Origin of the sequence: Streptomyces humicola, assembly GCF_024436035.1 — a bacterium.
GTDB classification, from domain to species: Bacteria; Actinomycetota; Actinomycetes; order Streptomycetales; family Streptomycetaceae; genus Streptantibioticus_B; species Streptantibioticus_B humicola.
In genome coordinates this window covers 174,768-200,051 of the sequence record NZ_JANFNG010000012.1, presented here as the reverse complement: position 1 = coordinate 200,051, position 25,284 = coordinate 174,768, and the positions used below count along the sequence as shown (strand labels likewise).

Below are 25,284 nucleotides of genomic sequence, written 5' to 3'. Positions count from 1 at the left end.
AGGCCACGTGACGTTCGAGCGCCGAGGAGGCACCCCACAGCGGCACCGACCCCCCCAACAACGCCACGGCGCGACGCGACCCCACCCACGCGACCAGACCAATCACGCCAGCGGTGCCGCGCCCACGTGAGCCCAGGCACGTGATCAGACCAATCACGCCACCGGCGCCAAAGCGCACGTGACCAGACCAATCACGGCACCGGGCCAGCGGCGCGCAACGCCAAGGCGCACGTGACCAGGCCAGTCACGGGCGACCGGTCAGGACGCCCGGCGGCGGTCGATCTTTTCGATCACGTAGAGCTGCTTGTGGCCGCGCGACTCGAACACGTCGCAGACGCGCTGCGCCTCCTCGCGCGTGGCGTATCGCCCCACGCGGTACCGGTTGCCGTTGTCGTCCTGCCGTATGACGGCCCACACCAGGTTCTCGGCTCCGTCGTCCGTCCCGTCACTCTCGCCGGGCATCAGACCGTCCCGTCGAGTGCGCGCACGTGGTCGACATTGGCGGCGTCGTCCGGCTCCTTGCTCGGGGCGCCCGCGAGCCACGCGTCGAGGATCTCCTTCAGCAGCGGTTCCGAGGTGAGCCGCAGGCCGATCGCCAGGACGTTGGCGTCGTTCCACTTGCGCGCCCCGTCCGCGGTGTACGCATCCGTGCACAGCGCCGCCCGCACCCCGGGCACCTTGTTGGCGGCTATGGAGGCGCCCGTGCCCGTCCAGCAGCACACGACGGCCTGGTCGGCCCGGCCGTCGGCGACCTCGCGCGCCGCGGCCTCCGCCGACCACGCCCAGTCGGACCGGTCGCCTTCGCGCAGCGCTCCGTACGCGGACACTTCGTGCCCGCGTCGGCGCAGCTCGTAGACGAGGACCCGGGCGACCGGCTCATCCATGTCCGAGGAAACGGCGATCCGCATATGCCAGAGCGTACGCCGTTATGTCACTCCGCGCGGCCGTTCGAACGCCAATCACCCTGATCCGGCCATGAGTTGACGCGGAGAGGGCCTGCCCGGACACCGGACAGGCCCTCGAGCGGGAAGCGAAGCGTCAGGCTTCGGCGCGCACGGGCGCGTTCTCCTCCGCCGTCCGCCCGCTCTCCTCGACCTCCGCGCGCACCTGGGCGAGCGACGGGTTCGGCCAGGCGCTGCGCACGCCCCAGGCGTAGAAGATCAGGCCGATCACGGCGACGACGAGCAGGTCCCAGCCCGAGGGCAGCCAGCCCTTGCCGCCGAAGTCCTTGCCGCCGATGTACGAGACGAATGCCATCACGAACAGGTAGGCGACCATCCACACGCCCGCCTTCAGGTGCGGGCGCAGCTCCGCCCACGGCTTGCGCAGCTCGTACCAGGCCCACACCGGCAGGCCGATCGCCATGATCAGGATGACCTTGCCGGTGAGCGGCCAGCGAGCCCAGTAGAGCACGAGCGAGCCGAAGACCATGGCGACCGGCGCGATGACCGGCATCGCCTTGAGCCGCACGGGCCGCGGCATGTCCGGGGCGACCCGGCGCAGCGACATCACCGCTACCGGACCGGTGATGTAGGAGATGACGGTGGCCACCGAGACGATCTCGGCGATCGAGCCCCAGCCGCGGAAGACCGCGAGGAAGACGAAGGCGACCACCAGGTTGAGCAGCAGCGCCGGGCGCGGCACGCCGGACTTGCGGTCGACCCTGCCGAAGACGCCCGGCAGGTGGCCGTTCTCCTGCACGCCCTGGATCATGCGGGAGGTGGTGGCGGCGTAGATCATGCCGGTGCCGGACGGCGAGATGAACGCGTCGGCGTAGAGCAGGATCGCCAGCCAGTTGACGCCCCAGGCGAGGGCGAGGTCGGCGAGGGGGGAGTTGAAGTTCAGCCCTGACCAGCCGCTGCCCGCCAGGTCGTGCGCCGGGACGGCCATGAGGTACGCGATCTGCAGCGCGACGTAGATGACGAGCGCGATGAGGATGGAACCGATGACGGCCTTCGGCAACGACTTGCGCGGGTTGCGAGCCTCGGCCGCCATGTTCAGCGGGGACTGGAAGCCGTTGAACGCCCACACGATGCCGGAGACGGCGACCGCGGTGAGGACCGCGTTCCAGCCGCCCGGCGCGAAGCCGCCGGCGCGGGAGAGGTTGTGCGTGTCGAAGTGCGACAGCATCAGCGTGCCCGCCGTCAGCGTGGGCACCACGATCTTGAAGACGGTGATCGCCGTGTTGGTCTTGGCGAAGAGGGTGATCGCGAACCAGTTGAGCCCGAAGAAGAAGAGCACCAGCACGCTGGCGAGCGCGACACCGCTGCCGGTCAGCTCGGTGCCGTTGTAGAGCCCCTTGGCCCAGCCGAAGCTCCACGAGCTCATGTACTGGACGGATGCGGTGGCCTCACCGGGGATGGTCGAGACGATCGCGATCCAGTTGGCCCAGGCGGCGAGGTACCCGGCGAGCGAGCCGTGCGAGTACTGACCGTAGCGGACCATGCCGCCCGCCTTGGGGAACATCGAGCCGAGCTCGGTGTACGTCAGGGCGATGGTCAGCGCCACTGCGGCACCGATCACCCAGGACAGGATCGCCGCCGGGCCGGCCAGATGGGAGGCCTTGGCGGCGCCGAAGAGCCATCCCGAGCCGATGATCGAGCCGAGGCCGACGGCCGTCAGAGAGACGGTGCCGAGGGACTTGCGGTAGTTGGAACCGGACAAAACGCTGGTTCCCCTTTCTTCACCCCGTCGCCTTGCACAAACCTCGGCATCGTAAAGGGGATGTCGGTGCGCCGGTTCCGATAATCGGGCGGATGTGAACTTTGCAACAACGAAATCCGCACCATCGACCGACGGGAGAGGCGTCAGGCGTCAGGCGCCGGGCACGGAGGGTGTCGGCAGCAGTACCGGCTCGCCCGTGGGACGCTTGGTGCATGCGTCGTGACAGCCCGCGTCGAGGCTGCAGCAGAGCGAGCAGATCGCCCCGCCGTGCGCTGGACAGTCGGCAATGTCCGGCAGCTCGTAGGCGGTGCCGCAGACCACGCAGGTGTGCAGGTCGGTCTCGGCGGCCGATGTCGCGGCTTCCGGTCCGTTCACGGGGTTGGGGCGGGCGAGGTAGTAGCGGCCGCCTGTCGCCCAGGCGATGAGCGGGCTGAGCACCATCGCGAGGCCGAGCGCGATGAAGGTGCTGAACGCCTTGCCGTAAGGACCGAAGGCGCCGAAGAAGGCGGCGATCGACAGCGCGGAGGCGATCGTCATTGCCCCGAAGCCGGCCGGGTTCACCGGGTGGAGGTAGGCGCGCTTGAACTCGATGTACCGCGGGCTGAGCCCCAGCGGCTTGTTGATCACGAGATCCGCGGTGACGGCGGCGATCCACGCGATCCCGATATTCGAGTAGAAACCGAGCAGTGCGTTGAGGGCGCTGAACATGCTCATCTCCATCAGCGCCAGCGATATCGCCACATTGAGAAATATGTACCAGACGCGCCCGGGGTGCCGGTGCGTGATCCGGGAGAAGAAGTTCGACCAGGAGAGCGAGCCGGAGTAGGCGTTGGTCGTGTTGATCTTTATTTGCGAGACCACGACGTAGACCGCCGCGAGCGGCAGGGCCGCCGCGCCGAACCAGGGCCGCAGCGCCTCGACGTAGGGGGCGATCGGTTGCAGCGCACGCGTGGTGCCGACCGCCTCCAGCGCCGCGAATGCCAGGAAGGCACCGCCGAGTTGCTTCAGCGCGCCGATGACGACCCAGCCGGGCCCGGCGGCGAGCACCGCGAACTCCCATGTCCGGGCGGTCTCTCCGGTCTTCTTCGGCATGAAGCGCAGGTAGTCGGCCTGCTCACCGATCTGGCCGATGAGCGAGAGCGCGATGCCGACGCCGGTCCCCCAGCCGAGCAGCGTGAAGCCGCCCGGGCCGCCGCCCGCGCCGGCGAAGTGGGTGAAGGCCCCGTACTTCCCCGGTGCGGTGAAGGCGATGACGACGAAGGGGAGCACCATGCCGACCAGCCACACAGGCTGCGTCCAGGCCTGGAGCTTGGCCAGTGCGGTCATCCCGCGGAAGACGAAGGGGATGACGATGAGCGTCGTGAGCAGGTAGCCGATCGGCAGCGGCAGATGGAGCGCCTGGTGGAAGGCCTGCGCCATGATCGAGCCTTCGAGGGCGAAGAAGATGAAGGTGAAGCTGGCGTAGATCAGCGAGGTCAGCGTGGAGCCGAAATAGCCGAAGCCGCAGCCGCGGGTGAGCAGGTCCATGTCCACGCCGTGGCGGGCGACCGCGCGGGCGATGGGTATGCCGGTGAGGAAGATGATCACGGCGGCGGTCGCGATCGCGGCGGCGGCATCGGTGAAGCCGAACGCCATGGCGATGGACGCACCGATGGCGAAGTCGGCGAGGTACGCGATGCCGCCGAGCGCTGTCGAGGCGACCGTCGTCGGCGACCAGCGGCGGAAGGAGTGCGGCGCGTAGCGCAGCGAGTAGTCCTCGCGCCTCTCGTCCGCGGCCTGCTTGACATAGGTGCGCTTCGCCGAGGTGGTCTGTGCTGCGGGCCTGGTCTCCGTCGCATCCGTCATGCGAGGGAACGTAGGAGCCTCACATGACGGTTTGTCGCGGTGTGCGGTTGCCGCGCTGTTACGGGCTCAGGCGGCGCATTTCGTCCAGGTGACGGAGGTGCGTCGAGGTGAGGGATGAGGGACGTGAGGGGCCGCGCGTCACTTCACCGGCAGGTGGTAGGTGATCCGGTAGCGGTCCGCCGGGATGACGAGGTCCGCGGTCTCCACCGGCCGGTCGGAGGCGCAGAACGTGCGCGAGACGACGAGCATCGTGTGGCCGGGCACGCCGCCGAGCTCTGCGGTCTCCGCCGCGAGCCCCGGGCGTGAGCCGACCTCTTCGACGACGTTGTCGACGACAATGTCGATCGCCGCCATCCGCTCGACCACGCCGCGTCCGCCGAGCGGGCCCTCCTCGGGCAGCATCACCGGCGTGCGCCCGGTGATGGCCAGCGGCTCCCACGAGACCGACAGCATCATCGGCTCGCCCTCGGTGCGGAAGAGATAGCGGGTGCACATCACCCGGTCGTCGGGCTGGATGCGCAGCCGGGCCGCGATCGCAGACGAGGCGCTCTCCTGCGTGGAGACCGACTCCCATGTGCCCTTGAAGCTCTCGTCGGACTGCTCCTGCCGGAAAGGAGTTGGCCCGTACGAGGGGCGGTAACCCGATCGTGCGATGCTGCGCGGTTCCGGACGCTCCCTTACGTAAGTCCCGGAACCGGACCGGCCCTCCACGAAGCCCTCGGCCATGAGCACCTTGCGTGCTTCGAGCGCGACCGTGTCCGAAACGCCGTAGTCGCGCCGGATACGCGCCTGGGAGGGCAGCCGGGTGTGCGGGGCGAGGACGCCGTCGAGGATCTTCTTGCGGAGGTCGTCCGCGACCCGGAGGTAGGCGGGCTGCTCACCGAATGGCACGTGACCCTCCATGGGGGTTGACCGGCTGCAACAGCTTGACAACGGAACGTCGCCACCCGCAAGCCAAGGCCAAGGCTTCACGATCAGATCGCGCCGGGCCCGAGCTGCGGACAGACACATCCAACTGTCACGCGACCGTCCTACCGGCGCCCAACCGGCCTAGTACGGCGGCGCGCCGAATTGCCGTAAAGAAAAAGGCAAATCACCATAATGATGCGGATGGGTGGCTCTGCGGTTGCCTGCCGCTCCGAACCGACGCGACGTCAACGAAGGGCTCCCTGCCCGTTAGTGGCTGTGGGCCTGCTGGGAGTGCCAATGAGGGACCTATCCACCGCAAAGTGGAGCCATGTCACCCGGAGAGTCCCGGATATGAGGCGGTGTCGGCTCGGCGGTCTGTCCGCTCCGCCACGGCTGGGGGACCTGGTGGTGGCGGAGGTGACCCGAGTCGGTGCCCACGAGCGGCTCGAGGACGCGCACGGCCGGAGGGTACGCCTGCACAAGGGCGACCTCGTGGTGGGTGCGTGCGGCAACCGCTACGCCACCGACTTCTACGAGGGTTATCACCGGCCCGGACCGTCGGCTCACCTGCTCACCGCGGGCGGCGTGATCGGCACGGCCGTCTCCTGGCACACCAGCTGCCCCGTACCGACCGAGCTGGAAGTCCTCGGACCCCTGACCAGTGAGGACGCAGAGCCCATGTCGCTCGAACACTTCGCCAGGCCCAGGCCGCCGGTCCCGCCCGAGGACGTGGTACGCCCGAACCCGCTGGCGCTCGCCGTGGTGGGCTCGTCCATGAACTCCGGGAAGACGACGACCGCGGCGGGTCTGATCAGCGGGTGGGCGCGTGCCGGGCTCATTCCGGGAGCAGCGAAGGTCACCGGTTCCGGCAGCGGCAAGGACCGTTGGACATACATCGACGCGGGCGCACGGCACGTCGTCGACTTCCTCGACTTCGGGATGTCCTCGACCTTCGGCTACCCCACCGACCGGCTGCTGACCACGATGTCCGCCATGCGCGACGCGCTGCTGCAGGACGGCGCCAACGCGATCGTCCTGGAGATCGCCGACGGCCTGCTGCAGGAGGAGACACGACTGCTCGTCAAGTACCTGCCGGCCGTCTGTTCGGGGACGGTGCTCGCCGTCGGCGACGCGCTGGCCGCGCTGGCCGGTGTCGATCTGCTCAAGGAGAGCGGAGTGCCGGTGGTGGCGATCAGCGGTCTCGTGACGGCCAGTCCGCTCGCCGCGCGGGAGACCGCCGCGGTCACCGGGCTTCCGGTGCTCTCCCCGGCGACGCTGGCCGAAGGCGCGGCTCTCGACCTGCTCGCCGACCCCGCACCGCACGCATGATCCGGGTCGCCGCCTACCTGCCGGACGGCCGTCCCGGGCCGGGCCGTCTCGCCGAGGTGGAGCTGGAGGCGACCGTGACCGGGCCCGCCGAGCTGACGCTGCCGCACCTGACGGTGCGCGACGAGCGAGGCGGCGATCTCCTCGACCCTGCAGACACCCTCGTCCAGCCGCCCGCAGCGGGCGGCGGCCCGCTCGCGGGCGCCCAGGCGGACGGCCGGGCGCGGGCGTTCGGCATCACCAATGCCGCGTACCACGCCCGCCGCGCGCTGGACTTCGCCGCCCGGCTGCTGGACCGGCCGCTGCCGCATCTGCTGGTGCGCATCGGGATGCACGATGCGCCCAAGCGCTGGGGCGGCGGCCACTACCGCTTGCCCGGTGCGGCGATGCCCGCCGAGCCGTATGACGTCAGTCCCACGGGTGAAGTCCACCTCGGCGGCGGGCGCACGTTCGTCCACAGCCCCGACGGCTGCGATGCGCGCTACTTCCATGCGCCCGCGCACAACGCGTCGATCGTCTACCACGAGGTCGGCCACCACATCTGCCGCCATACCGCGGACTTCCGGGTCAACAGCTCGCGCCCGCGGGGCGAGCAGCACAACGGCAAGGTCGCGCTCGACGAGGGCACCGCGGACTTCCTCGCCGCGGTGCTGCTCGGCACCCCCGACATCTACGGCTGGCACCGCGGCCACATCCCGCAGTGGGACCCGCGCCGCCGCCGCCTCGACCCCCGCTGGACGATGGCCTATCTGCGTCCCGGCAACGGCGGGCAGGCACACGCCAACGGCACCATCTGGGCCTCCGCCCTGTGGTCGGCGCGCGAGCGGGTGCTGGCGGAAGGCGGCGGCCCCGACGACTTCGGCCGCATGCTGCTGGGCGGCCTGTCGCGGCTGGGCGCGTGCGAAGGGCCGGTCTCCGAGGAACGCGACAGGCGCAACCGCTTCTCCGAACTGCTGCGCGAGCTCGCCGCCGCCGACCCCGCGTTGGCACCCGCGGTCCTCGCCGCCATGGCCGACCACGGCATCTTCCCCGAGGGCCGCAACGCGCACTTGCGCGAACGAATGCGCGCCGGCTCCAACGCGGCGGTGGTGACGTGAGCGACGCACGCGAGCGAGTGCAGGGGGTCCCCACGCGCGCCAGGGGGAGGGCGGCCGAGACCCCGGTCGAGGGGCGCGCCTCCGGCACGACAGGCCGTCCGCGGAAGGCGCGAGCGGGCGTCCGTGACATGAGCCGCCGGCGCGGCGGGGCGAGCGGGGAGGCGGTGAGGGCCCGGGACAGCTCACAGCGGTACCTGTGGCGGTTCCGTGGCTACGGCACTCCCTATCTGGGAATGCTGTCGCTCGGCTTCGGGCTGCGGATCTGCGAGATGGTCGCGGACCTGGCCACGCCGTGGCCGATCGCCGCCGTCATCGACCGCGTGCTCGGGATGCACTCGACGCACAACCCGCTCACCGCGCTCCTCGATGTCTTCGGCACGGACAAGACCGTCATGCTCGCCACCGCCGCCGGTGCGGTGCTGGTGGTGGCCGCGGTCTCGGGCGCGTTCGACTACGTCGGCGACCGGGTGATGAACGGCGTGGGCGAACGGATGAGCGTGGCGATCCGCGCGGACGCGTACGCGCATCTGCAGCGGCTGCCGATGGCGTATCACGACCGGCAGGCGGTGGGCGAGTCGACGAGCCGCATCATCACCGACTGCGGCCGGGTCAAGGACTCCCTTGTCGCGCTGTTCTCCACGCTCTTTCCCGGTCTGCTCTCCGTCACCAGCTATGCCTCGGCGCTGCTCCTGCTGGACTGGCGGTTCGGCCTGATCGGTCTGTTCTGCGTCCCGCTCGTCTTCCTCATCGGGGCCCGCAACCGCCAGTTGGGCCATCGGGCGGCGAAGCGGGAGCGCGAGGCCGAGGGCAAGCTCGCCGCGCTCGTCACCGAGACGCTCAACGGGATCAGGACCGTGCACTCCTTCGGGCGACAGGGGCTGCACGACCAGCGGTTCGCCGCCGAGAGCGATGCGGCGCTGCGCGCGGGGCTCGCCACCACCAAGGTGCAGGCGCTGCGCATTCCGCTCCTGGAGCTTACGACGGCAGGGGGGACCGCGCTGCTGCTGTGGATCGGCGGTTCCGGTGTGCTGCACGGGTGGTGGAGTGTGGGCCAGCTGGTGGTCGCGGTGAGCTATCTGACCGGCATGGTCTCGCCGATCAAGTCGCTGTCGAAGCTGTCGGTCACCTTCGCCCAGGGGCAGGCGTCCGCGGAACGGATCATCGCCATCCTCGATCAGCCGCGCACCGAACCCTGTGCGCCGCAGGGGCTGCCGTTCCGGGCGAGCGGGCGCATCGACTTCAGTGGCGTCGCGATGGCGTACGGAAGCCGTCCGGCGCTGCGTCACCTGGAGGCGACGATCCTCCCGGGGGAACGGGTGGCGCTCACCGGGCCGAACGGCGTCGGAAAGTCGACGGCGCTCTCGCTGATCGCGGGGTTGTACCGGCCCACCCGCGGCCGCGTGCTCATCGACGGGCGGCCGACGACGGCTCTGCCGGAGCAGTGGCTGCACCGGCAGGTCGCGGTGGTGCTGCAGGACACCTTCCTCTTCTCCGGAACCCTCGCGGAGAACATCCGCTACGCGCGGCCGGACGCGGACGACCACGAGGTGGACCGGGCGGCGCAGGCCGCGCTGGTCACCGACTTCGCCCAACACCTCCCCGACGGTCTCGCCACCAGGCTCGGGGACCGCGGCGTCGGCCTGTCGGGCGGTCAGCGCCAGCGGGTCGGCATCGCCCGTGCACTGCTCGCCGACGCGCCCATCGTGCTCCTCGACGAGCCGACGTCAGGGCTGGACGCGGAGGCCGAACGGCTCGTCGTCGGCGCGTTGAGCCGGCTGGTCGCGGGCCGGACGGTGGTGATGACGACGCACCGTCCGGCACTGCTGGAGATGGCGACGCGCGTGGTCCTCCTGGGTGGGCGGGGGACCGCACCCTGCCCCGCCCCGCAGTCGGGCGTCACAGCGGGCGGCCTCCCGCGCTGAGCCGGCTGAGTCGGCTGAGTCGGCTGAGTCGGCTGAGTCGGCTGAGTCGGCTGAGCTGGCTGATTCCTCGTCAGCGCTCCGCGTGTGATACGGCGATGACCTCCTTGCGGAAGAACGCCGGGCGGACGAACTGGTAGATCACCATCAGCACCACGCCGAGCACCAGCGACCCGATGCCGATGACGGACACGCCGCCGGTCTTGCCGAGGAGCGGGAGGTCGATGACCGTCTGGCCGTAGCTGGGGTCGGCGTAGATGTCGAAGGCGGCGTAGCAGAAGAAGAACAGCAGCATCGCGCCGCCGAGGAAGGGGAACAGACCCTTCATCAGGAAGTCGCGGGTGCTGCGGGTGAGCACCTTGCGGAAGTACCAGACGGACGCGAAGCCGGTCATGCCGTAGTAGAACGCGATGCCGAGGCCGACCGAGGAGATCGAGTCGGTGAGCACGTTTTGGCTGACCATCGTGAGCAGCACGTAGAAGACGATCGAGACCAGGCCCATGCCGACCGTCGACCACGTCGGGGTCAGGTAGCGGCTGTGGACGCGGGCGAAACGGTCCGGGATCGCCTTGTACACGGCCATCGACAGCGTGGTGCGGGCGGTCGGCAGGATCGTGGTCTGGGTGGAGGCGGCCGAGGAGGTGAGCACCATGAAGACGAGCAGCTTGGCGAGGAACCAGCCGAGGCCGCTGGTGCCGAAGATCTGGGTGCCGAGACCGGAGAGCACGTCGCCGGAGTTGGCCGGGTTGGCGAGGCCGTTGCCCTTGGTGCCGACGCCGGCGAAGGACTGCGCCGAGGTGGAGACCAGCGCGTAGATCAGGAGCAGGACGACGGTGGAGATCACGGCGGCGCGGCCGGGGGTGCGCTCCTTGTCGGCGGTCTCCTCGTTGACGGAGACGGCGCTGTCCCAGCCCCAGTAGATGAAGATGGCCGCGAGCACGCCCTGGGTGAGGGTGCTCACCGAGCCGAGGTGGAACGGGTTGAACCAGGACGCGGCGATGTGCAGCGAGCCGGCCGGGCCGTGGCCCGCGTACACCTTGTACAGGGCGACCACCGCCATCAGCGCGAGCATCGCTATCTCGATGGTGAGCATCCAGCGCTGCAAGGCGGCGGAGACCTCGATACCGATGTAACAGATCCAGGTCATCAGCACGATCCACACCACACCGGCGACCGTCGTCCACAGGGTGTTGTTGGCGAGGCCGTGGAGCCCGACGAGCTGGAAGCCGTACTGGCCGGCGATCTGTGCGAGGTTCGCCATGACGATCACGTCGGCGATGATGATGCCCCAGCCGCCCATCCATCCGGTGCGCGGCCCGAAGGCGCGGGCGCCCCAGGTGAAGGTGATTCCGCAGTCGGGGTCGACGGCGTTGAGCTCCTTGAACGCGGTCGCGGTGAGCCAGATCGGGATGAACGCCAGAATGATCACGATCGGTGTCTGCAGGCCGACACCGGCGACGATGAGGCCGAGCGTGGCAGCCAGGCTGTAGGCGGGGGCCGTCGATGCCAGGCCGATGGCGATGGACGACACCAGGCCGAGGGCGTCGCCCTTGAGGCCCTTGGCTGCCGGCGCCTGCGCCGGATGGTGGTCAGTGGCCGCCACTGGCGACGTACGGTCGGGTACAGCGGTCATGGGTAACCTCGCACGATCTTCGGTTTCGGTTGCGAAATCGAGAGATCACCACGGTTCCAGTTGCAAAAATCCGTCGGTGATGTGGGGCACACCATGACATCGGACCGCGGCCCACGGAACCCTTCAACGGCTGGAAAACGGAAGGCGACATCACTTCTTTACCTGGCTGGAACTGTCTCGCGCGGCTATGCGACGTTTTGTCCATAATGCGGCCTATTGGTGCGGTTTCGTTGGTGATTGAGGGATGAATTTTTTCGATCGGCCTCCAGCGCTTTTCGAAGCCGGGCAGCAGACCGTGATAGACCCCATCTCCCTACTGTTTCCACGGCCGAACGGCGGTGTTGCTTTTCAGATCAGCTGCGATGGTCGGATTTGGGTGCGGATTCCGTTGCCAAGAGGGGGTTGACGCGTCCTTAACAGCGGTTGTCTCATGACGGCGCGGGAGCGATCGAGCAACCCTTGAACGAGCTGTACGGAGGCGATACCGCTCCCCGCGTAGCCTTGCCGACCGAGCCCCTGGACGACCCCATGACCGAGATACTGCGCCCGGCCGAGGCCGCCCCCGCCGACTCCGCCGCCACCTCGCCGACACCGACGAAGCTGACACGCTCCATTGGCGTGGTCGGCGGAACGCTCCTCACGCTCTCCTGCCTCACCCCGGCCTCCACGCTCTTCGTGATCGTGCCGGGCTCCTTCGCCACGCTGGGCACCGGCACCGCGCTGACCCTCGTGATCGCCGTCGTGCTCTGTGTCGCCGTGGCCTTCTGTTACTCCGAACTCGGCACCCTCATCCCGAGCGCCGGCGGCGAGTACGCCATGGTCGGCACCCTCACCGGCCGCTTCTCCGGGTGGCTGGTCTTCATCCAGGCCCTGATCGTCGTCATGATCGTCCCGCCGATCATCGCGCTCGGCACGGCCCAGTACCTGGCCCCGATCGCCAATATCGACCCGAAGGTGATGGGGGCCGCGGTGATGCTGCTCGCCACCGTGATGGGCCTGCTCGATCTGCGCGCCAACGCCTGGATCACCGGCATCTTCCTCGTCCTCGAAGTGATGGCGTGCGCCGTCGTCTCCGTCCTCGGCTTCAGCCACGCCCACCGCCCGGCGTCCGTGCTCCTGCATCCCGTGATGGACGGCGGTCACGGAACCAGCGCACCGGTGACGGCCGGAGTGATGATCACCGGACTCGCGGCGGCCCTCTTCATCCTCCAGGGCTTCTCCACCGCCGTGTACCTCTCGGAGGAGATGGAGAACCCGCGCCGCACGGTCGCCCGTACCGTGCTGTGGACGCTGGGCATCGGCGCCGCCGTCATCATGGTCCCGGTCGTGGCCATCACCCTCGGCGCGCCCAGCCTTAACACGCTCGGCGGCGGCGACATCGCCGGAATGGTGCAGCAGTGGAGCAACTCCACGGTCGGCACCTTCATCAGCCTCGCGATCGCGCTGGCGATCATCAACGCGGCGATCGTCATGGTGATCCAGAACTCCCGCGTCCTCTACGCCTCGGCCCGGGACAACACCTGGCCGGCACCGGTCAACCGGGCGCTGTCCAGCCTCAGCAAGCGCTTCGGCTCCCCCTGGATCGCCACCCTCGCCGTCGGCGTCCCCGGCGCGGTGCTCTGCTTCGTGCCCGTCGACACCCTCAACGGCGTCACCGGTGTGGCCGTCGCCGCGCTCTACGCCTTCGTGACGCTGGCCGCGCTCGCCGCCCGCCGTGGCCCCCACAAGCAGCGCGCGGACGTGTGGCGGATGCCGCTGTGGCCGGTGGTCCCGGCGCTGCTGCTCGTCGCGCTGATCTGGGTGCTGACCCAGCAGACCGGCAGCGACCTGGTGATCACCGCCTCCATCACGGCCGTGGCCGCGCTCTACTGGCTCTTCTACCTGCGGCCGCGCTCGGCCACGCACTGGGTGATCACCGTCCCGGAGGAAGAACTCCCCTCCTGATTCCGGATCCCGGGCCCCTGATGCACCCCCGCCGACGCCTTCAGGCAAGGAATTGCGCTCCTGGGCGGGGGTGCATCAGGAATGAGTGGTGGGAGATGTTCCAGGCGTAGGCGCCCGCCATCGCGAAGACCACCCGATCGGCGGCGCGCAGCCCCGCCGCCGGGACCCGCCGGGCCAGCACGTCCTTCGGCGTGCACAGCTGACCGGCGAGGGTGACGGTGTCCGTGGTGACCGCGGGCCGGGGCCAGGGGTGCGGCCAGGTCTCGACGGGCAGCACCGTGAACGGCTGGTCGTGGCCCCGCGCGGCGGGCGTGCGCATGTGGTGGGTCCCGCCGCGCACCACCGCGAACTCCTCACCGTGGCTGCGCTTCACGTCGAGCACCACCGTCACGTACCAGCCGCAGTACGCGGTCAGCGCCCGGCCCGGTTCGATGCGCAGCCGCAGGCCGGGGCGGCGGCACAGGATGCGAGCGAGGCCGGTGCCGAAGACCGTCCAGTCGAAGCGGGCCGCCGGATCGGTGTAGTCGACCGCCATGCCGCCGCCGACGTTCACCTCGTCGAGGCGGATGCGGTGGCGCTCGGCGAGGCGTGTCGTCCAGTCCACGAGGCGTTCCGCCACCGCGAGCTGGGCCGTCGGGTCCAGGCCGCTTGCCAGGTGGGCGTGGATGCCGCACAGCCGCAGCCGGCGGCATTCGGGCGAGGCGAGGAGCGCAAGGCAGGCGTCGATGCCGGCGGGGTCGAGGCCGAAGGCGGTCGGCCGTCCGCCCATGGCGAGCGGAACCGGGCCGAGCGTCCCGTCGACGAGCGGCAGGTTGACGCGCAGGAGCACGTCGACGTCCTGGCCCTGGCGGGCGGTCTCGGCGGCGAGCAGACGCAGCTCGTGCTCGCTCTCCACGTGGACGCGCACCGCGTCGAGTCCGACGGCACGCGCGATCTCGTCCGCGGTCTTGCCGGGGCCGCCGAAGGCGAGCGGCGCACCCGGTACGGCCTTGCGAACGTGGGCGAGCTCGCCGCCCGATGAGACCTCGTAGCCGCAGACGAGGCCGGCGAGCGCGGTGAGGATCTCGGGTTCCGGGTTGGCCTTCGCCGCGTAGTACAGCTCGACGCCGTCGGGGAGCGCGGCGCGCACCGCGGCGGCGTGCTCGCGCAGCGCGGCCAGGTCGTAGACGTAGACGGGCAGTTCGCCGGGGCCGAGGGCGGCGACAAGGCTGCGGACGGCCGGTGTCATCATCGGACGCTCCAAGCGGTGATCACCTCGTGGGCCAGCGGGGAGGGCAGGAGGACGTAACCCGCCTCGCGGTCGGCGCGGCGCTCCCAGCGGGTGAGCAGATTGGCCTTGGCGGGCAGCGGCACACCGGCGAGCAGGGCCCGCAGCCGGGGAGAGTAGCCGTGCTCGTCGCCGAACTCCCGCAGCACGTCCCGTACTTCGGCCCACAGCGCGGGTTCGAGCCGGGGGTGGAGGTCGGCGAGAGCGGCGAGCATTTCGGCGGCGTTGTTGACGAGCAGGCAGTAGACGACCCGGTCCCAGCCGCGCTGCGCGTCGTACGTCATCGCGCCTGCCACGTCGGCGGGGAGCGCGGCGAGGGTGCGGGCATGGCGCTCGGCGAGCAGCTTGGTGCCTTCGAGATCGCGGAAGAGCACCTGGCGCGGCATGCCGCCGTCGTCCACGGCGATCAGCACGTTCTGCAGGTGGGGTTCGAGGACGATGCCGTGGCGGGCATGGGCATCGAGCACGGGCGGGAGCAGCAGCCGCAGATAGGCGGCCCACCAGTCGAGTGCGGCCTGCGGGTCGTCCGATGCGGCGCCGAGGAGGCGCGAGATGTGGGCGGAGCCGGTCGGGTACTCGTCGGCGACGGCGGCGGCGAGCAGCGGAGTGAGGCCGGGGTGCACGGCGCTGTCGAGCCCGTCGCGGACGATGACGCCGAAGCCCTCGAGGAGCGAGGTGTCGAGCAGGCCGTCGGATCCTGGGACGGCGAGGCTGCGGTAGGCGGGTTCGCGGAGCATGGCGCTGCCGGGGAAGCGGGCGGTCAGCTCGTCGAGGGCGGGAGCGAGCAGGCGGGTGAGGGCGACGGCCCCGGTCAGTTCATAACGGGCGTTCTTGCGCAGGCAGTTGGTGATGCGCACATTCAGGCTGAACTTGAGGAAGGTGTCGTCGCCGTGGAGGGTGCGCACGGAGGCGGTCGGGGTGAAGGGCACACCGCTTGTGCCGAGGTCGAGCACGTCACGTCGGGCGATGGCGGCGCGCAGCAGCGGATGGTCGCGCAGCAGCGCGTACTGCCAGGGGTGGGCCGGGAGCAGTCGGTAGCCGTCGGGCACCGGGCGGAGCCGGTCGAGCACGGCGTCGGCTCCCGGGGTCGCGGTCTCGCCCGCGACGAGCGGGGCGCGGACGGCGAGGTGACGCAGCGGGAAGGCGGCGCGGGTCTCAGGGGCGTAGGCAGCCCAGAGGTCGCGGTCCGCGGAGCGCGCCTTGGGGGTGGGGTGGAAGCGGTGGCCGAAGACGAGCGACTGCTCGGATTCCAGATAACGGTCGACGGAGGCGTCCGCGTCGGCGCGGGCGGCGAGCGCGGTGGCGACGCCGTCATGGCTGGAGGCGAGTTGCCCGGCGAACTCGTCGTTGCTGCGGCCGGTGCGCAGGGTGAGCTCCTGCTGCACATGGTCGGCGAGGCGGCGCCAGTCGATCTCGGCCCAGCCGTGCGTTCCTTCCTGCTCCACCGGGCCGGTGAAGCGGTGAGCGCCCAGCAGCGAGGTGCGGCGCAGGGCGACGCGCAGCAGCACACCACGGCGTGGCAGGCGCACCAGCAGATGGCCGTCGTCGACGGTGGTCTGGTGCTCGGGCCCGGACATCTCGCGCAGCAGGCAGTTGAGCAGGGTGTGCGCGACGGCTTCGTCGGCGGTGGGGAGGGTGACGGGGTGGACGGCGGTGGCCGGGGAATTCGGCATCAACGGCTCCGGCGGATGCGGTGGAGTACAGGGGTGAGAACGGGGGTGAGGAGTGCGTGAGCGCGGCCGCGAGGGCCACGGCTGCTCCGGCGGCTATCGGAGCGGCAGCCCCTGTCGCGTCGGCACCGACGGCGGCGACGAGACCGGCGAGGACGGCTCCGCCCTTGGAGACGAACTCCAGCGAGCCGAACATCCGGCCCGGCGGCCGTCCGCGCGCCGCTTCGGAGGCGAGCAGCGACAGGCCGACGAGGCCGAGCGTCATCCCGGCGCCGAGCACCAGCCGTGCGGCGGTGAAGGCAGGCAGCGATCCGGCGACGTCGTGCCCCGCGAGTCCGGCGGCGACCAGCGCGAAGCCGAGGACCATGCCCGTGCGCGGCCGGGTGCGCAGCGCGCGGTGCGCGGGCGCCGCGAGCAGCAGGTAGCACAGGTGCGGCAGGGCGAAGAGGCTCCCGGAGACGGCGCCGGAGACCCCGGGGATGCGCTGCTGCACCAGTTCGATGAGGTACGGATAGGAGATCACGGTCGAGAAGACGAACGCGAACTCCAGGGCGTAGAGGGTCAGCAGCTTCGACCGCGGTACCGGCGCAGCGTCGTGCACGGTGTCGTCCCCGGGCGCCGTCCCCTGTGTCTCGGGCAGCAGCGCGAGCAGCCCGGCGGCGGCGAGCGGCAGCACGGCGAGCAGCGCGTACTGGCGGTGTGGCGAGAGCCACGGCGAGAGCGCGCCGACGACGACGGGCGCGGCGACCAGCGCCGCCCGTGCGCTGCCCTGCATGAGGGTGAGCGCCCAGGACAGGCGCTGGCCGGCGAGGGCCGCAGCCAGATACCCGTTGGACGCGGCGAAGGTACCGCCGAGCAGCCCTTGGAGCATGAGCGCCGCGGTGAAGGCGGGGAGGCTGTCCGCGGCGCCGGCGAGCAGGAAGGAGAGGGTCAGCCCGAGTTGGGCGCGCAGCAGGAGCCGTTTGCGGCCGAACCGGTCGGCGAGGCGTCCCCACAGCGGCGCGCCGAGGGCGGCGAAGACCGTGGGGACGACATAGAGCAGCCCGGCCCAGTGTGCGTGCGGGTCGCCGAGCTCGGGCAGGATCACCGTGAGATAGGGCGGCAGGCCGAGGGCCGCGAAGGACGCGACGAAGTAGCACGCGGCCACGACATGCACCTGACGGCGGCCGAGCCCGGTGGTGGCCCGGGTGCGGACCAGGGCGCGGGGACGGAGCTGCGGGAGCGCCTTCATGACGCCCCGCCTGGCCGCAGGTAGTTGGGCCCGTTCGTGTAGTGCTTGTTGATGTCGGCCGCGCCGGAGCGCTCCTTGGTGAGCAGGGAGCCGGCGCTCACCATGGCCTTGACGGGCAGTCGTTCGGCGTCGAGCACTCGTTCGCGCAACACGTCGCGCGGCTGCGGATCGAGCCGTTCGACGGCCTCGGTGAGCCGTTCCCGTACCAGGCGCAGACCCGAGGCGAGCGGGGCCCGGCCGTGCCGGTCGAGCCCGAAGGCGTACGCGCCGGCGCACAGATGGAGGGTGATGGTGGTGAACAGGTCAGCGAGCGGGGCGTCGCCCTCGGTGAAGATGCGGGCGTCGTCGAACTCCACACCGTCGGGGGTAGGTTCGCCGAGCCGCTCGTGCAGCCGTCGTGCGTTGATCCGCGGACCGTCGTTGTCCTTGAGTACCAGGCGTACGCCCCCCGCCGCGGCAGAGGGCACCTCCCGCCGAAGGCTGGGGGAGGCCGATGTCACGGTGTCGAAGGCGAGCTGGATGTTCTGCTGGTGGGATTCGAGGGCGATGCCGTAGCCGAAGAGCGTCGTCTGCCAGTCGAAGAGCAGGGTGAGGACGGCATCGAGGAGGGCGAGCGGATCACCGCCGTAGAAGCGGTCGGCGAGGTGGTCGATGACGAGCAGGCCGTCCGGAGCCCGGGCGAGCAGTGCGGCCATCGGGACGATCGCGGACTCCTCCAGACCGGGCGGAAAGGCGCGCAGCAGCACGGCGAGCAGTTCGTGGCCGGCGTGGGCGTAGGTGGTCTCGTCGGCGAGCAGCACGCTGCCCTTGAACCGCGGCTCCCGGTCGATGACCGCTGCCAGCAGCCGGTGACATGCGGCGCCGTCGACGAGCGTGCCGGGTTTGATGCTGCGGCGGTTCCGCAGCCCGAGGGTGGCGGTGGCGAGCGGCAGTTTGAGGTGGACGCACGGGTCGTCCGCGAGCGCGCCGGTGCGCATCGACAGGGTAGGGACGAGGTCGAGGTGCGGCTGCTCGCAGGGGCGGTCCTGGCCGTAGAGTCCGGCTTCGCGCAGTGCCTCCCCCAGCTCGCGGTCACCGGTGAGCGGGTGGACGGGCAGTGCGAAGCGTTCGCCGTCGGGCCGCGGCCACCAGGCGGGGAACTGACCGGCCGTGGTCACGGCCCGGCGGGGAAGGGTGATCCAGCGCGGCCGGTAGCGAGGGTGGAACTCCGGGGCGTAGCAGCGCAGTTGCTCCGGGACCAGCCCGGTGCGGCCGCGTGCCGTGGGGTAGACGGGGTGGTCGAGGCGGGCGGCGAGCGCGTCGTGGGCGAGGCTGCCGCAGTGGCCGCGCCAGGCGGAGGTGTCGCTCCCGTAGGCGGTGGCGAGCCGCACGAGCACCTCGTCACGGGTCCGGTCGTGAAGCCGCATCGTCGCCAGCGTCTGGCGGCACTCCTCGGCGAAGGCGGCGAAGCCTGGCCGGTCCTGCGGTGGTGCGTGCTCGCGCAGGGCGTCGAGGACGTCGTCGCAGGTGGTGAGGGTGGTGGCGGCGGGCTCGCGGCGCAGCAGCGGGAGCCGCGCGGTGTACGCGGCCTGGAAGCCGTCCTCGGTCACCGGCAGCAGCAGGGCCCCACCCCCGCCTTCCGCGAGCCGCAGCCACAGCCCGTCCGGCCTCTGCTCCGGCGTGGTCCGGCTGCGCAGTCCGACGACGTCCTCGCGCAGCAACGCGCCCAGCACCCGCAGCACCAGCTCCTGCTCGGCGCTCACGGCGTGATCTCCCAGCGCTCAGCAGCCAGGAACCCCTCGACCGCGCGGTCGATCGCGTCCTGGTCGCGGCCGGTGGCACGCAGCACCCCGAGATAGTCGCGGTTGGTGTGGTGCAGCTCGTGCCGCTCGCCGACCGGCCTCAGCGGCCGGTAGGTCAACTCGACACCGTCGACCGTCAGATCACGGCGCTGCGGAGCCGACGTGAGCGTTCCCGCACGGTCGGCGTACGGGTACTCCAGGCGCGCCCTGCCGTCGGTGCGCGCGCCGAGCTCGGCGGGCAGGGGCTCGCCCAGGTGGGTGCGCAGGACGTGCTCGAAGAGCGGGATGCCGAGGAGCCGGGCGAGCAACAGGTCGCAGTGGTCGCCGATGGCACGGTAGTTGACCTCGATGATGCGCGCGCGGCCGTCGTGGACGACGAACTCGGTGTGGCAGGCGCCGAAACCGACGCCGAGCGCGTCAAGTTGCCGCAGCACCTGGCCGACGGCGGGGTGCGGGAGCTCGGGTTCGGGCACGAAGGTGAGGCGTTCCTCGATGAAGTACGGGGGTGGTGACAGCTCGGTACGGAAGCCGCCGAGCATATGGCGCCAGCTGCCGTCGCCGAGCGTTTCCAGGGTGTGGAGCTCGCCCTGGAGGAACTCCTCCACCACCAGTGGCGCCCCTTCGCGCCGCTGCCTGATCTCCTTGCAGCGCAGCCGGAGTTCGGTGCCGTCCGCGACGAGCACGACGTCCTCGCTGGCCACGCCCTCGCGCGGTTTGACCACGCAGGGATAGGGCACGTCGAGGGCGAGCAGCCGGGCGGTGTCCTCGCCGGGGGCGAGCTCCGCCGACCACACCGTGTCGGCGCCGCAGGCCGCGAGGTGGCGGCGCAGCTGCGCCTTGTTCTTGGTGCGCAGTGCGGCCCTCCAGTCCTTGCCGGGCAGCCCGAAGTACTCGGCGGCGAGGGCGGTCTGAGTCTGCAGGTGGTCGCTGTTGCTGAACACCGCGTCGGGCGCAGGGCGGCGGGAGATCTCGCCGATCACCTCGCGCAGGTCGCGGACGTCGCATTCGACCACCTCGGCTCCGCAGCCGCGGTGCGGTTGCGCGTCGTGGGTGAGGACGGTGACGTCGAGGCCGAGGCGGCCGGCGGCGGGCAGGAATCCTTCGGTGACGGAGTCGGTCGGGTTGAGGGCGAGCAGGTAGAGGCGCACGGGCAAGCCCCTTTGCGGTCAGGAGGGTGAGGGGTTGATATCGGTGTGGAGGGCGGTCAGTGCGGCAGCGGCACGTCCGCCGCCCTGGCCACGTCGGCGAGCATCCCGTCTGCCGCCTGGACGCCGATGCCGGACATCCACGTCTCGTCGGGCACGTCGAAGACCTTGTGGTTCTTCACGGCGCTCATGCCGCGCCAGACCGGATTGGACTCCTCCTGCTGCTGCTCGGACGCGTCCTTGACGTCGGCGACGGTGACGAAGACGAGGTCGGCGTCGGCCTTGTCGATCTCCTCCGGGCTGACGTTCGTCATCGAGTCGTCGACGTTCTGCGAGGGCGGTCGTCGTAGGCCTATGTCGCTGAGCACGGTGCCGCTGAAGGACGCCTTCTGGTAGAGGCGGGTGGGGCCGTTGTTGAAGCGGACTACGGAGGCGGTGGGCATGGTGCCGCCGTACTTCTTCCTGATCTCCGCGCCGAGTTCGTGCGCCCGCTTCTCGTAGCCGGCGACCAGCTGGTCGGCCTGGTGCTCGCGGCCGAGCGCCTTGGCGTAGAGGCGGAAGTTGGCCTTCCACGGTTCGCCGGTGGTCTCGGCGAAGACGGTCGGGGCGATCGCGTCGAGCTCGTTGTAGATCTTCTCGTGCCGGACCTTGGAGGAGATGATCAGGTCGGGGTGGAGCGAGGCGATCAGCTCCAGGTTGGGCTCCATCATGGGGCCGACGTCCTTGGTGCCCTTCACCTCGTTCTTCAGGTAGGTGGGGAATCCGCCCTCGGTCTTCATGTGCGGGGCGACGGCGCCGACGGGGGTGATGCCGAGCGCGGTGACGTCGTCGAGCTCTCCGGTGTCGAGGGCGATGACACGCTGCGGTCTGCTTTTGATGGTGGTGCTGCCGATGGCGTGCCGGATGGTGACCGGGAAGCCGGAGCCGGGTGCGGCGTCGGCGGAGGATGCGCCGTCGGTGCTGCCGCACGCGGCGAGCAGGGTGGCGGAGACGGCGGTTGCGAGGAGGACGGCGGTCGCGCGCCGGATGCGCAGTGCGGTGTGACGCAGAACCATCGGGTGGCTTTCTCTCGGCGTTCTCTTACGGAGGTTTCTTTCGGGGGGTGGGGATCAGGCGCGCGCGGCGGCGCGGCGGGCGCGGGCCCGCGGGATGACCAGCGGGGTGCCGGTCTCGGGGTCGGGCACCACTTGGCAGGGCACCTTGAAGACGGATTCGACGAGTCCGGCGTCGAGCACGTCGCCGGGAGGTCCGGCGGCCGCGAGCCGGCCGCCGTCGAGCACCACGAGGTGGTCGGCGTAACGGGCCGCCTGTCCGAGGTCGTGCAGCACCATGACGACGGTGCGGCCGGCCTGTTCGTGCAGTTCGGTGACCAGGTCGAGCACGTCGAGCTGATGACGCAGGTCGAGGAAGGTGGTCGGCTCGTCGAGCAGCAGCAGCTCGGTCTGCTGGGCGAGGGCTAGGGCGATCCAGGCGCGCTGGCGCTGGCCGCCGGAGAGCCGGTCGACGGGCTGGTCGCGCAGCCGGTCGGTGCCAGTGCGGGCGAGTGCCTCCTCCACGGCCGCCTGGTCCGTCGCCGACCAGGGGCTGAGCAGCCGCTGGTGGGGGTGGCGGCCGAGGCGGACGAGGGCCTCGACGGTGATCGCCTCCGGGGTGACGGGGGACTGCGGGAGCAGACCGAGGCGCCGGGCGAGGGCACGTGCGGGCATCCGGTGGATGTCGGCGCCGTCGAGAGTGACCGTTCCCTCGGACGGGTCGAGTAGCCGTGTCAGACCGCGCAGCAGGGTGGACTTGCCGCAGGCGTTGGGGCCGACGATCGCGGTGACGGCGCCGCCGGGCAGGGCCAGGTCGAGGCCGTCGACGACGATCCGGCTCCCGTAGCGCAACTGGAGCCCGTGCGCTGCCAGCTGGTTGTCGGCTGTCGTGCTCATGCGGTGCTCCTGCGGCTGGTTCGGTGCCGGTACGGCAAGTTGCTCTGACGGATCATCAACACCAGCAGCCAGGGCGCGCCGAGCGTCGCCGTGACGACTCCCACCGGAAGCCCCGGCACCGGCAGCAGGTGCTGCACGACCAGATCGGAACCGGTGAGCAGCACGGCACCGGTGAGCGCGGACAGCGCGAGCATGCCAGGGGTCGGCGGCCCTGCGAGGTGGCGGACGAGGTGCGGCACGGCCAGCGCGACGAAGCCGACCGGTCCGGTGATGGCGGCGGCGAGCGACGCCAGTGCCACGGCGACGAGCAGGAGTTGGAGGCGGGCTGCGGAGGGGCGCAGCCCGAGGCCGCCGGCGGAGTCGTCGCCGAGGTCGAGTACGGCGAGGCGCCGATGCAGGAGGAATGCGGCGGCGAGCGCCACGGCGACCGCTCCCCCGGCCACGGAGACCTCGGCCCACGTCCTCCCGTACAGCGAACCGGTGGTCCATTGCACCGCGGAGTCGGCCAGCTCCGTCGGGAAGGTGACGACCATGAAGTTGACGGCGGCGGCGAGCCCGGCCTGCACGGCGAGTCCGACCAGGACCAGACGCGTGACCGACAAGCCCGAGCGCCAGGCGAGCAGCCCGAGCAGCAGGGAGGCGAAGAGCCCGCCGCCGAGCGCGGCCACCGGGATCAGCGGCTGGGCGGCCCCGGTGGCGAGCACGGCGACCGCACCGAAGGAGGCGCCGCCGGTGACCCCGACGACGTCGGGCGAGGCGAGGGGGTTGCGGGCGAGGCGCTGCAGCAGCGCTCCGGCCACCGCGAGCCCGGCGCCCGCGACGATCGCGGCGGCCGCCCGGGGTGCGCGGAACTGCTGGACCACGAGCACGTCACCGGCGTTGCCGAGCCCGGCCAGGCTGCGGAGCGCAGCGAGCGGGGACATCGGATACTCGCCGATCGCAAGTCCGGCGGTGGCGAGGGCGAGGAGGACGGCGGCGGCCACCGCGCACAGCACCTGCGTCCTGCGCCGGCCGGCGGCCCGGCCGCTCATCGGGCCGCCTTCCGGGCGAGGAGCGCGAGCAGCGGCGAGCCGAGGAACGCGGTGACGATGCCGACTTCGAGCTCCGACGGCCGGATCACGACCCGGCCCAGCACGTCGGCGCCGAGCAGCAGCAGCGGTCCGGCGACGAGACAGCCGGGCACCAGCCGGCGGTGGTCGGCGCCGAGCCCGAGCCGCACCAGATGCGGGGCGGCGAGCCCGACGAACGACACCGGCCCGGCGACGGCGACCGCGCCGGCGGCGAGCAGCACCACGGCGACCGCTCCCGCGGTGCGGACCCGAGCGACGGGCACGCCGAGCGCCTGCGCCGTCTCGTCGCCGAGCGCAAGGGCGTTGAGCGCGGGGGAGACGGCGAAGGCGAGGACGAGTCCGGTGCCGATGAATGGCAGCATCGGCAGCAGGACGTCGAAACCGCGCCCCTCGATCGAGCCGGCGAGCCAGAAACGCGCTTCGTCCAGGGTGCGTTGGTCGAGCAGCATCACCGCCGAGGTCCAGGAGGTGAGGACCGCGGCGAGCACGGTGCCGCCGAGCGCGAGCCGTACGGGGTCGAGGTCGCTCCTGCCTCCCCACGACCCCCTCCCCATGGAGAGGGCGGCGAGCGCGGCGAGCGCCGCGCCCGCGCAGGCGAACCAGACGTACTCGACGGGTCGGGTCAAGTGCAGCACGTAGATGGCGGTGACGACGGCGAGGCCCGCACCGGCGTTGACACCGAGGGTGGTCGGCGAGGCGAGCGGGTTGCGCGTGATGCCCTGGGCGACCGCTCCGGCCACGCCTAGGGCGGCGCCGACGACGAGACCGACCGCGGTACGCGGCAGCCGCAGCCCGGTGACGACTGCCGCGTCGGGACCGTGGCCGATGCCGAAGAGTGCATCGAGGACCGACGGCAGCGAAACCGCCCGTGCGCCGAGCGCAAGGCTCAGCGCGGCGCAGACAACGAGCCCGCAGACTCCGGCGAGGAGCAGCAACATCCGTCGTACGACGGGGACTTGAGGCGGGGACGGTGTCGCCGTGCGCGAGGGTGGTTCGGCCGTGAGCACGCGATCAACTTAGGTTAGGCATACCTAAGCTTGTCAAGTCGGCGGGTCACTCCGCCGAGCCGTACGGGCTTCGCCCCTCCCGGATTACCTCGGCCATGCGCCCCAGGTACGACTGGACGGCCGAGTGCAGCCCGTGCCCGTAGCTCACCCGGGCCACTCCCAGCGCGGCCAGTTCGGAGAGCGGCGGCGAACCCGGCCGGAACAGGACGTTCACCGGGGCCTCGATCTCCTTGACCAACGCGCCGATCAGCTCCGGGTCACCGACGCGGATCGGGTAGACGCAGTCCGCCCCGGCAGCGGCGTACAGCCTCGCACGGCGCACCAGGTCCTCCCGCTCGTCGGCGGGGAGGTCGACGCGGGCGTTGATCACGAGCCCGGTCCCGGCCTCGATGGCCGCGGCCCGGACCGCGGCGAGGAACTCGGCCTGTTCGTCCGCGTCGATCAGCTCGCCGGTCGGCGGGTGGCTGTCCTCCAGGTTGCAGCCGACGGCACCGGCCGCGGCGAGTCGCTCCACCAGCTCCGCGGGGCGCATGCCGTAGCCCCGCTCCATGTCGGCGGTGACGGGCAGGTCGACGGCGCGCGCGATCCGGGCGACGGCACCGAGCACCTCGGCGGCGGGCGCGGCCTCGCCGTCCGGGTAGCCGAGCGCCGGAGCCACCGCGGCGCTGCCGGTGGCGATGACGGGGAATCCGGCGGCCTGGACCGTACGGGCCGAGGCCGCGTCCCACACGTTGGGCAGCACGAGCGGCTCGCCGGGCCGGTGCAGTGCGCGCAGCGCCGCGGCCTTGTCCGCGATGTCGCCGATGTCGTCGATGGTTGCGATGGTTGTCATGGCTACGACCCTATGC

General features: G+C 71.2%; 19 protein-coding genes and 1 pseudogene. 4 read left to right on the top strand and 16 right to left on the bottom strand.

Translation table 11 applies throughout. The features are described 5' to 3' along the window. Positions 1-258: 258 nt before the first annotated feature. From NGB36_RS17625 to NGB36_RS17605, 5 genes are all read right to left on the bottom strand, one after another. Entirely contained in the window at positions 259-462 is a 204-nt protein-coding gene (locus tag NGB36_RS17625; RefSeq protein WP_255921247.1) for an SPOR domain-containing protein, read from the bottom strand. Then, positions 462-908 (bottom strand): RpiB/LacA/LacB family sugar-phosphate isomerase, encoded by a 447-nt coding sequence (locus NGB36_RS17620; RefSeq protein ID WP_255921246.1) that lies wholly within the window; start codon positions 906-908, stop codon positions 462-464. The genes NGB36_RS17625 and NGB36_RS17620 overlap by 1 nt, the downstream gene beginning before the upstream one ends. Before the next feature lie 130 nt (positions 909-1,038). Then, positions 1,039-2,664 (bottom strand): APC family permease, encoded by a 1,626-nt coding sequence (locus NGB36_RS17615; RefSeq protein ID WP_255921245.1) that lies wholly within the window; start codon positions 2,662-2,664, stop codon positions 1,039-1,041. 150 nt (positions 2,665-2,814) lie between these two features. Then, positions 2,815-4,509 (bottom strand): purine-cytosine permease family protein, encoded by a 1,695-nt coding sequence (locus tag NGB36_RS17610; protein ID WP_255921244.1) that lies wholly within the window; start codon positions 4,507-4,509, stop codon positions 2,815-2,817. 138 nt (positions 4,510-4,647) lie between these two features. Next, the gene (locus tag NGB36_RS17605) at positions 4,648-5,400 is read right to left on the bottom strand and encodes a GntR family transcriptional regulator (protein WP_255921243.1); all 753 of its coding nucleotides are present in this window, start codon (positions 5,398-5,400) and stop codon (positions 4,648-4,650) included. A gap of 369 nt (positions 5,401-5,769) precedes the next feature. On the opposite strand from NGB36_RS17605, the gene NGB36_RS17600 reads away from it, so the two are divergent. From NGB36_RS17600 to NGB36_RS17590, 3 genes are read left to right on the top strand one after another with little or no spacing between them, the layout of a single operon-like run. Further along, on the top strand, positions 5,770-6,747 hold the full coding sequence (locus tag NGB36_RS17600; RefSeq protein WP_255921242.1) for a DUF1611 domain-containing protein: 978 nt from the start codon (positions 5,770-5,772) through the stop codon (positions 6,745-6,747). Next, the gene (locus NGB36_RS17595) at positions 6,744-7,841 is read left to right on the top strand and encodes a hypothetical protein (protein ID WP_255921241.1); all 1,098 of its coding nucleotides are present in this window, start codon (positions 6,744-6,746) and stop codon (positions 7,839-7,841) included. The genes NGB36_RS17600 and NGB36_RS17595 overlap by 4 nt, the downstream gene beginning before the upstream one ends. Then, complete coding sequence (locus NGB36_RS17590; protein WP_255921240.1) at positions 7,838-9,763, top strand: ABC transporter ATP-binding protein; 1,926 nt, start codon at positions 7,838-7,840, stop codon at positions 9,761-9,763. Before NGB36_RS17595 ends, NGB36_RS17590 begins: the two co-directional genes overlap by 4 nt. Before the next feature lie 70 nt (positions 9,764-9,833). Here the strand turns inward: NGB36_RS17590 and NGB36_RS17585 are convergent, their stop codons facing one another. Then, a complete protein-coding gene (locus NGB36_RS17585; protein ID WP_255921239.1) occupies positions 9,834-11,393 on the bottom strand; it encodes an APC family permease in 1,560 nt (519 codons plus the stop codon). Between the two features lie 528 nt (positions 11,394-11,921). Here NGB36_RS17585 and NGB36_RS17580 point away from each other — a divergent pair. Beyond that, the gene (locus NGB36_RS17580) at positions 11,922-13,337 is read left to right on the top strand and encodes an APC family permease (RefSeq protein WP_255921238.1); all 1,416 of its coding nucleotides are present in this window, start codon (positions 11,922-11,924) and stop codon (positions 13,335-13,337) included. 40 nt (positions 13,338-13,377) lie between these two features. Here NGB36_RS17580 and NGB36_RS17575 read toward each other — a convergent pair whose 3' ends face one another. From NGB36_RS17575 to NGB36_RS17530, 10 genes and pseudogenes are all read right to left on the bottom strand, one after another. After that, a complete protein-coding gene (locus tag NGB36_RS17575; RefSeq protein ID WP_255921265.1) occupies positions 13,378-14,565 on the bottom strand; it encodes a type III PLP-dependent enzyme in 1,188 nt (395 codons plus the stop codon). Next, entirely contained in the window at positions 14,565-16,277 is a 1,713-nt protein-coding gene (locus tag NGB36_RS17570) for an IucA/IucC family protein (protein ID WP_255921237.1), read from the bottom strand. Before NGB36_RS17570 ends, NGB36_RS17575 begins: the two co-directional genes overlap by 1 nt. Positions 16,278-16,854: 577 nt before the next feature. Beyond that, positions 16,855-17,505: pseudogene (locus NGB36_RS33465) on the bottom strand (MFS transporter); the annotation flags it as partial. Next, the gene (locus tag NGB36_RS17560; protein ID WP_308288867.1) at positions 17,502-19,247 is read right to left on the bottom strand and encodes an IucA/IucC family protein; all 1,746 of its coding nucleotides are present in this window, start codon (positions 19,245-19,247) and stop codon (positions 17,502-17,504) included. The gene NGB36_RS17560 and the pseudogene NGB36_RS33465, both read right to left, overlap by 4 nt. Further along, entirely contained in the window at positions 19,244-20,434 is a 1,191-nt protein-coding gene (locus NGB36_RS17555) for an ATP-grasp domain-containing protein (protein ID WP_255921236.1), read from the bottom strand. The genes NGB36_RS17560 and NGB36_RS17555 overlap by 4 nt, the downstream gene beginning before the upstream one ends. Before the next feature lie 56 nt (positions 20,435-20,490). Continuing rightward, a complete protein-coding gene (locus NGB36_RS17550) occupies positions 20,491-21,486 on the bottom strand; it encodes an ABC transporter substrate-binding protein (protein ID WP_255921235.1) in 996 nt (331 codons plus the stop codon). A 54-nt stretch (positions 21,487-21,540) separates the two neighbouring features. Beyond that, a complete protein-coding gene (locus NGB36_RS17545; RefSeq protein ID WP_255921234.1) occupies positions 21,541-22,359 on the bottom strand; it encodes an ABC transporter ATP-binding protein in 819 nt (272 codons plus the stop codon). Next, positions 22,356-23,390, bottom strand: coding sequence for a FecCD family ABC transporter permease (locus tag NGB36_RS17540; RefSeq protein ID WP_255921233.1), 1,035 nt, complete (start codon positions 23,388-23,390; stop codon positions 22,356-22,358). Before NGB36_RS17540 ends, NGB36_RS17545 begins: the two co-directional genes overlap by 4 nt. Next, positions 23,387-24,367 (bottom strand): FecCD family ABC transporter permease, encoded by a 981-nt coding sequence (locus NGB36_RS17535; RefSeq protein WP_255921263.1) that lies wholly within the window; start codon positions 24,365-24,367, stop codon positions 23,387-23,389. The genes NGB36_RS17540 and NGB36_RS17535 overlap by 4 nt, the downstream gene beginning before the upstream one ends. A gap of 115 nt (positions 24,368-24,482) precedes the next feature. Continuing rightward, positions 24,483-25,268 carry an isocitrate lyase/PEP mutase family protein gene (locus NGB36_RS17530; protein ID WP_255921232.1) on the bottom strand — a complete coding sequence of 262 codons (786 nt, stop codon included), beginning with the start codon at positions 25,266-25,268 and terminating at the stop codon, positions 24,483-24,485. Between the last annotated feature and the right edge of the window lie 16 nt (positions 25,269-25,284).

Bases quoted from the DNA above. Each gene is read 5' to 3' on its own strand.
- NGB36_RS17585 (WP_255921239.1), bottom strand. From the start codon at position 11,393: ATGACCGCTGTACCCGACCGTACGTCGCCAGTGGCGGCCACTGACCAC.
- NGB36_RS17575 (WP_255921265.1), bottom strand. From the start codon at position 14,565: ATGACACCGGCCGTCCGCAGCCTTGTCGCCGCCCTCGGCCCCGGCGAA.
- NGB36_RS17625 (WP_255921247.1), bottom strand. From the start codon at position 462: ATGCCCGGCGAGAGTGACGGGACGGACGACGGAGCCGAGAACCTGGTG.
- NGB36_RS17540 (WP_255921233.1), bottom strand. From the start codon at position 23,390: ATGAGCGGCCGGGCCGCCGGCCGGCGCAGGACGCAGGTGCTGTGCGCG.
- NGB36_RS17530 (WP_255921232.1), bottom strand. From the start codon at position 25,268: ATGACAACCATCGCAACCATCGACGACATCGGCGACATCGCGGACAAG.
- NGB36_RS17535 (WP_255921263.1), bottom strand. From the start codon at position 24,367: ATGTTGCTGCTCCTCGCCGGAGTCTGCGGGCTCGTTGTCTGCGCCGCG.
- NGB36_RS17610 (WP_255921244.1), bottom strand. From the start codon at position 4,509: ATGACGGATGCGACGGAGACCAGGCCCGCAGCACAGACCACCTCGGCG.
- NGB36_RS17570 (WP_255921237.1), bottom strand. From the start codon at position 16,277: ATGCCGAATTCCCCGGCCACCGCCGTCCACCCCGTCACCCTCCCCACC.
- NGB36_RS17550 (WP_255921235.1), bottom strand. From the start codon at position 21,486: ATGGTTCTGCGTCACACCGCACTGCGCATCCGGCGCGCGACCGCCGTC.
- NGB36_RS17545 (WP_255921234.1), bottom strand. From the start codon at position 22,359: ATGAGCACGACAGCCGACAACCAGCTGGCAGCGCACGGGCTCCAGTTG.
- NGB36_RS17580 (WP_255921238.1), top strand. From the start codon at position 11,922: ATGACCGAGATACTGCGCCCGGCCGAGGCCGCCCCCGCCGACTCCGCC.
- NGB36_RS17600 (WP_255921242.1), top strand. From the start codon at position 5,770: ATGAGGCGGTGTCGGCTCGGCGGTCTGTCCGCTCCGCCACGGCTGGGG.
- NGB36_RS17595 (WP_255921241.1), top strand. From the start codon at position 6,744: ATGATCCGGGTCGCCGCCTACCTGCCGGACGGCCGTCCCGGGCCGGGC.
- NGB36_RS17620 (WP_255921246.1), bottom strand. From the start codon at position 908: ATGCGGATCGCCGTTTCCTCGGACATGGATGAGCCGGTCGCCCGGGTC.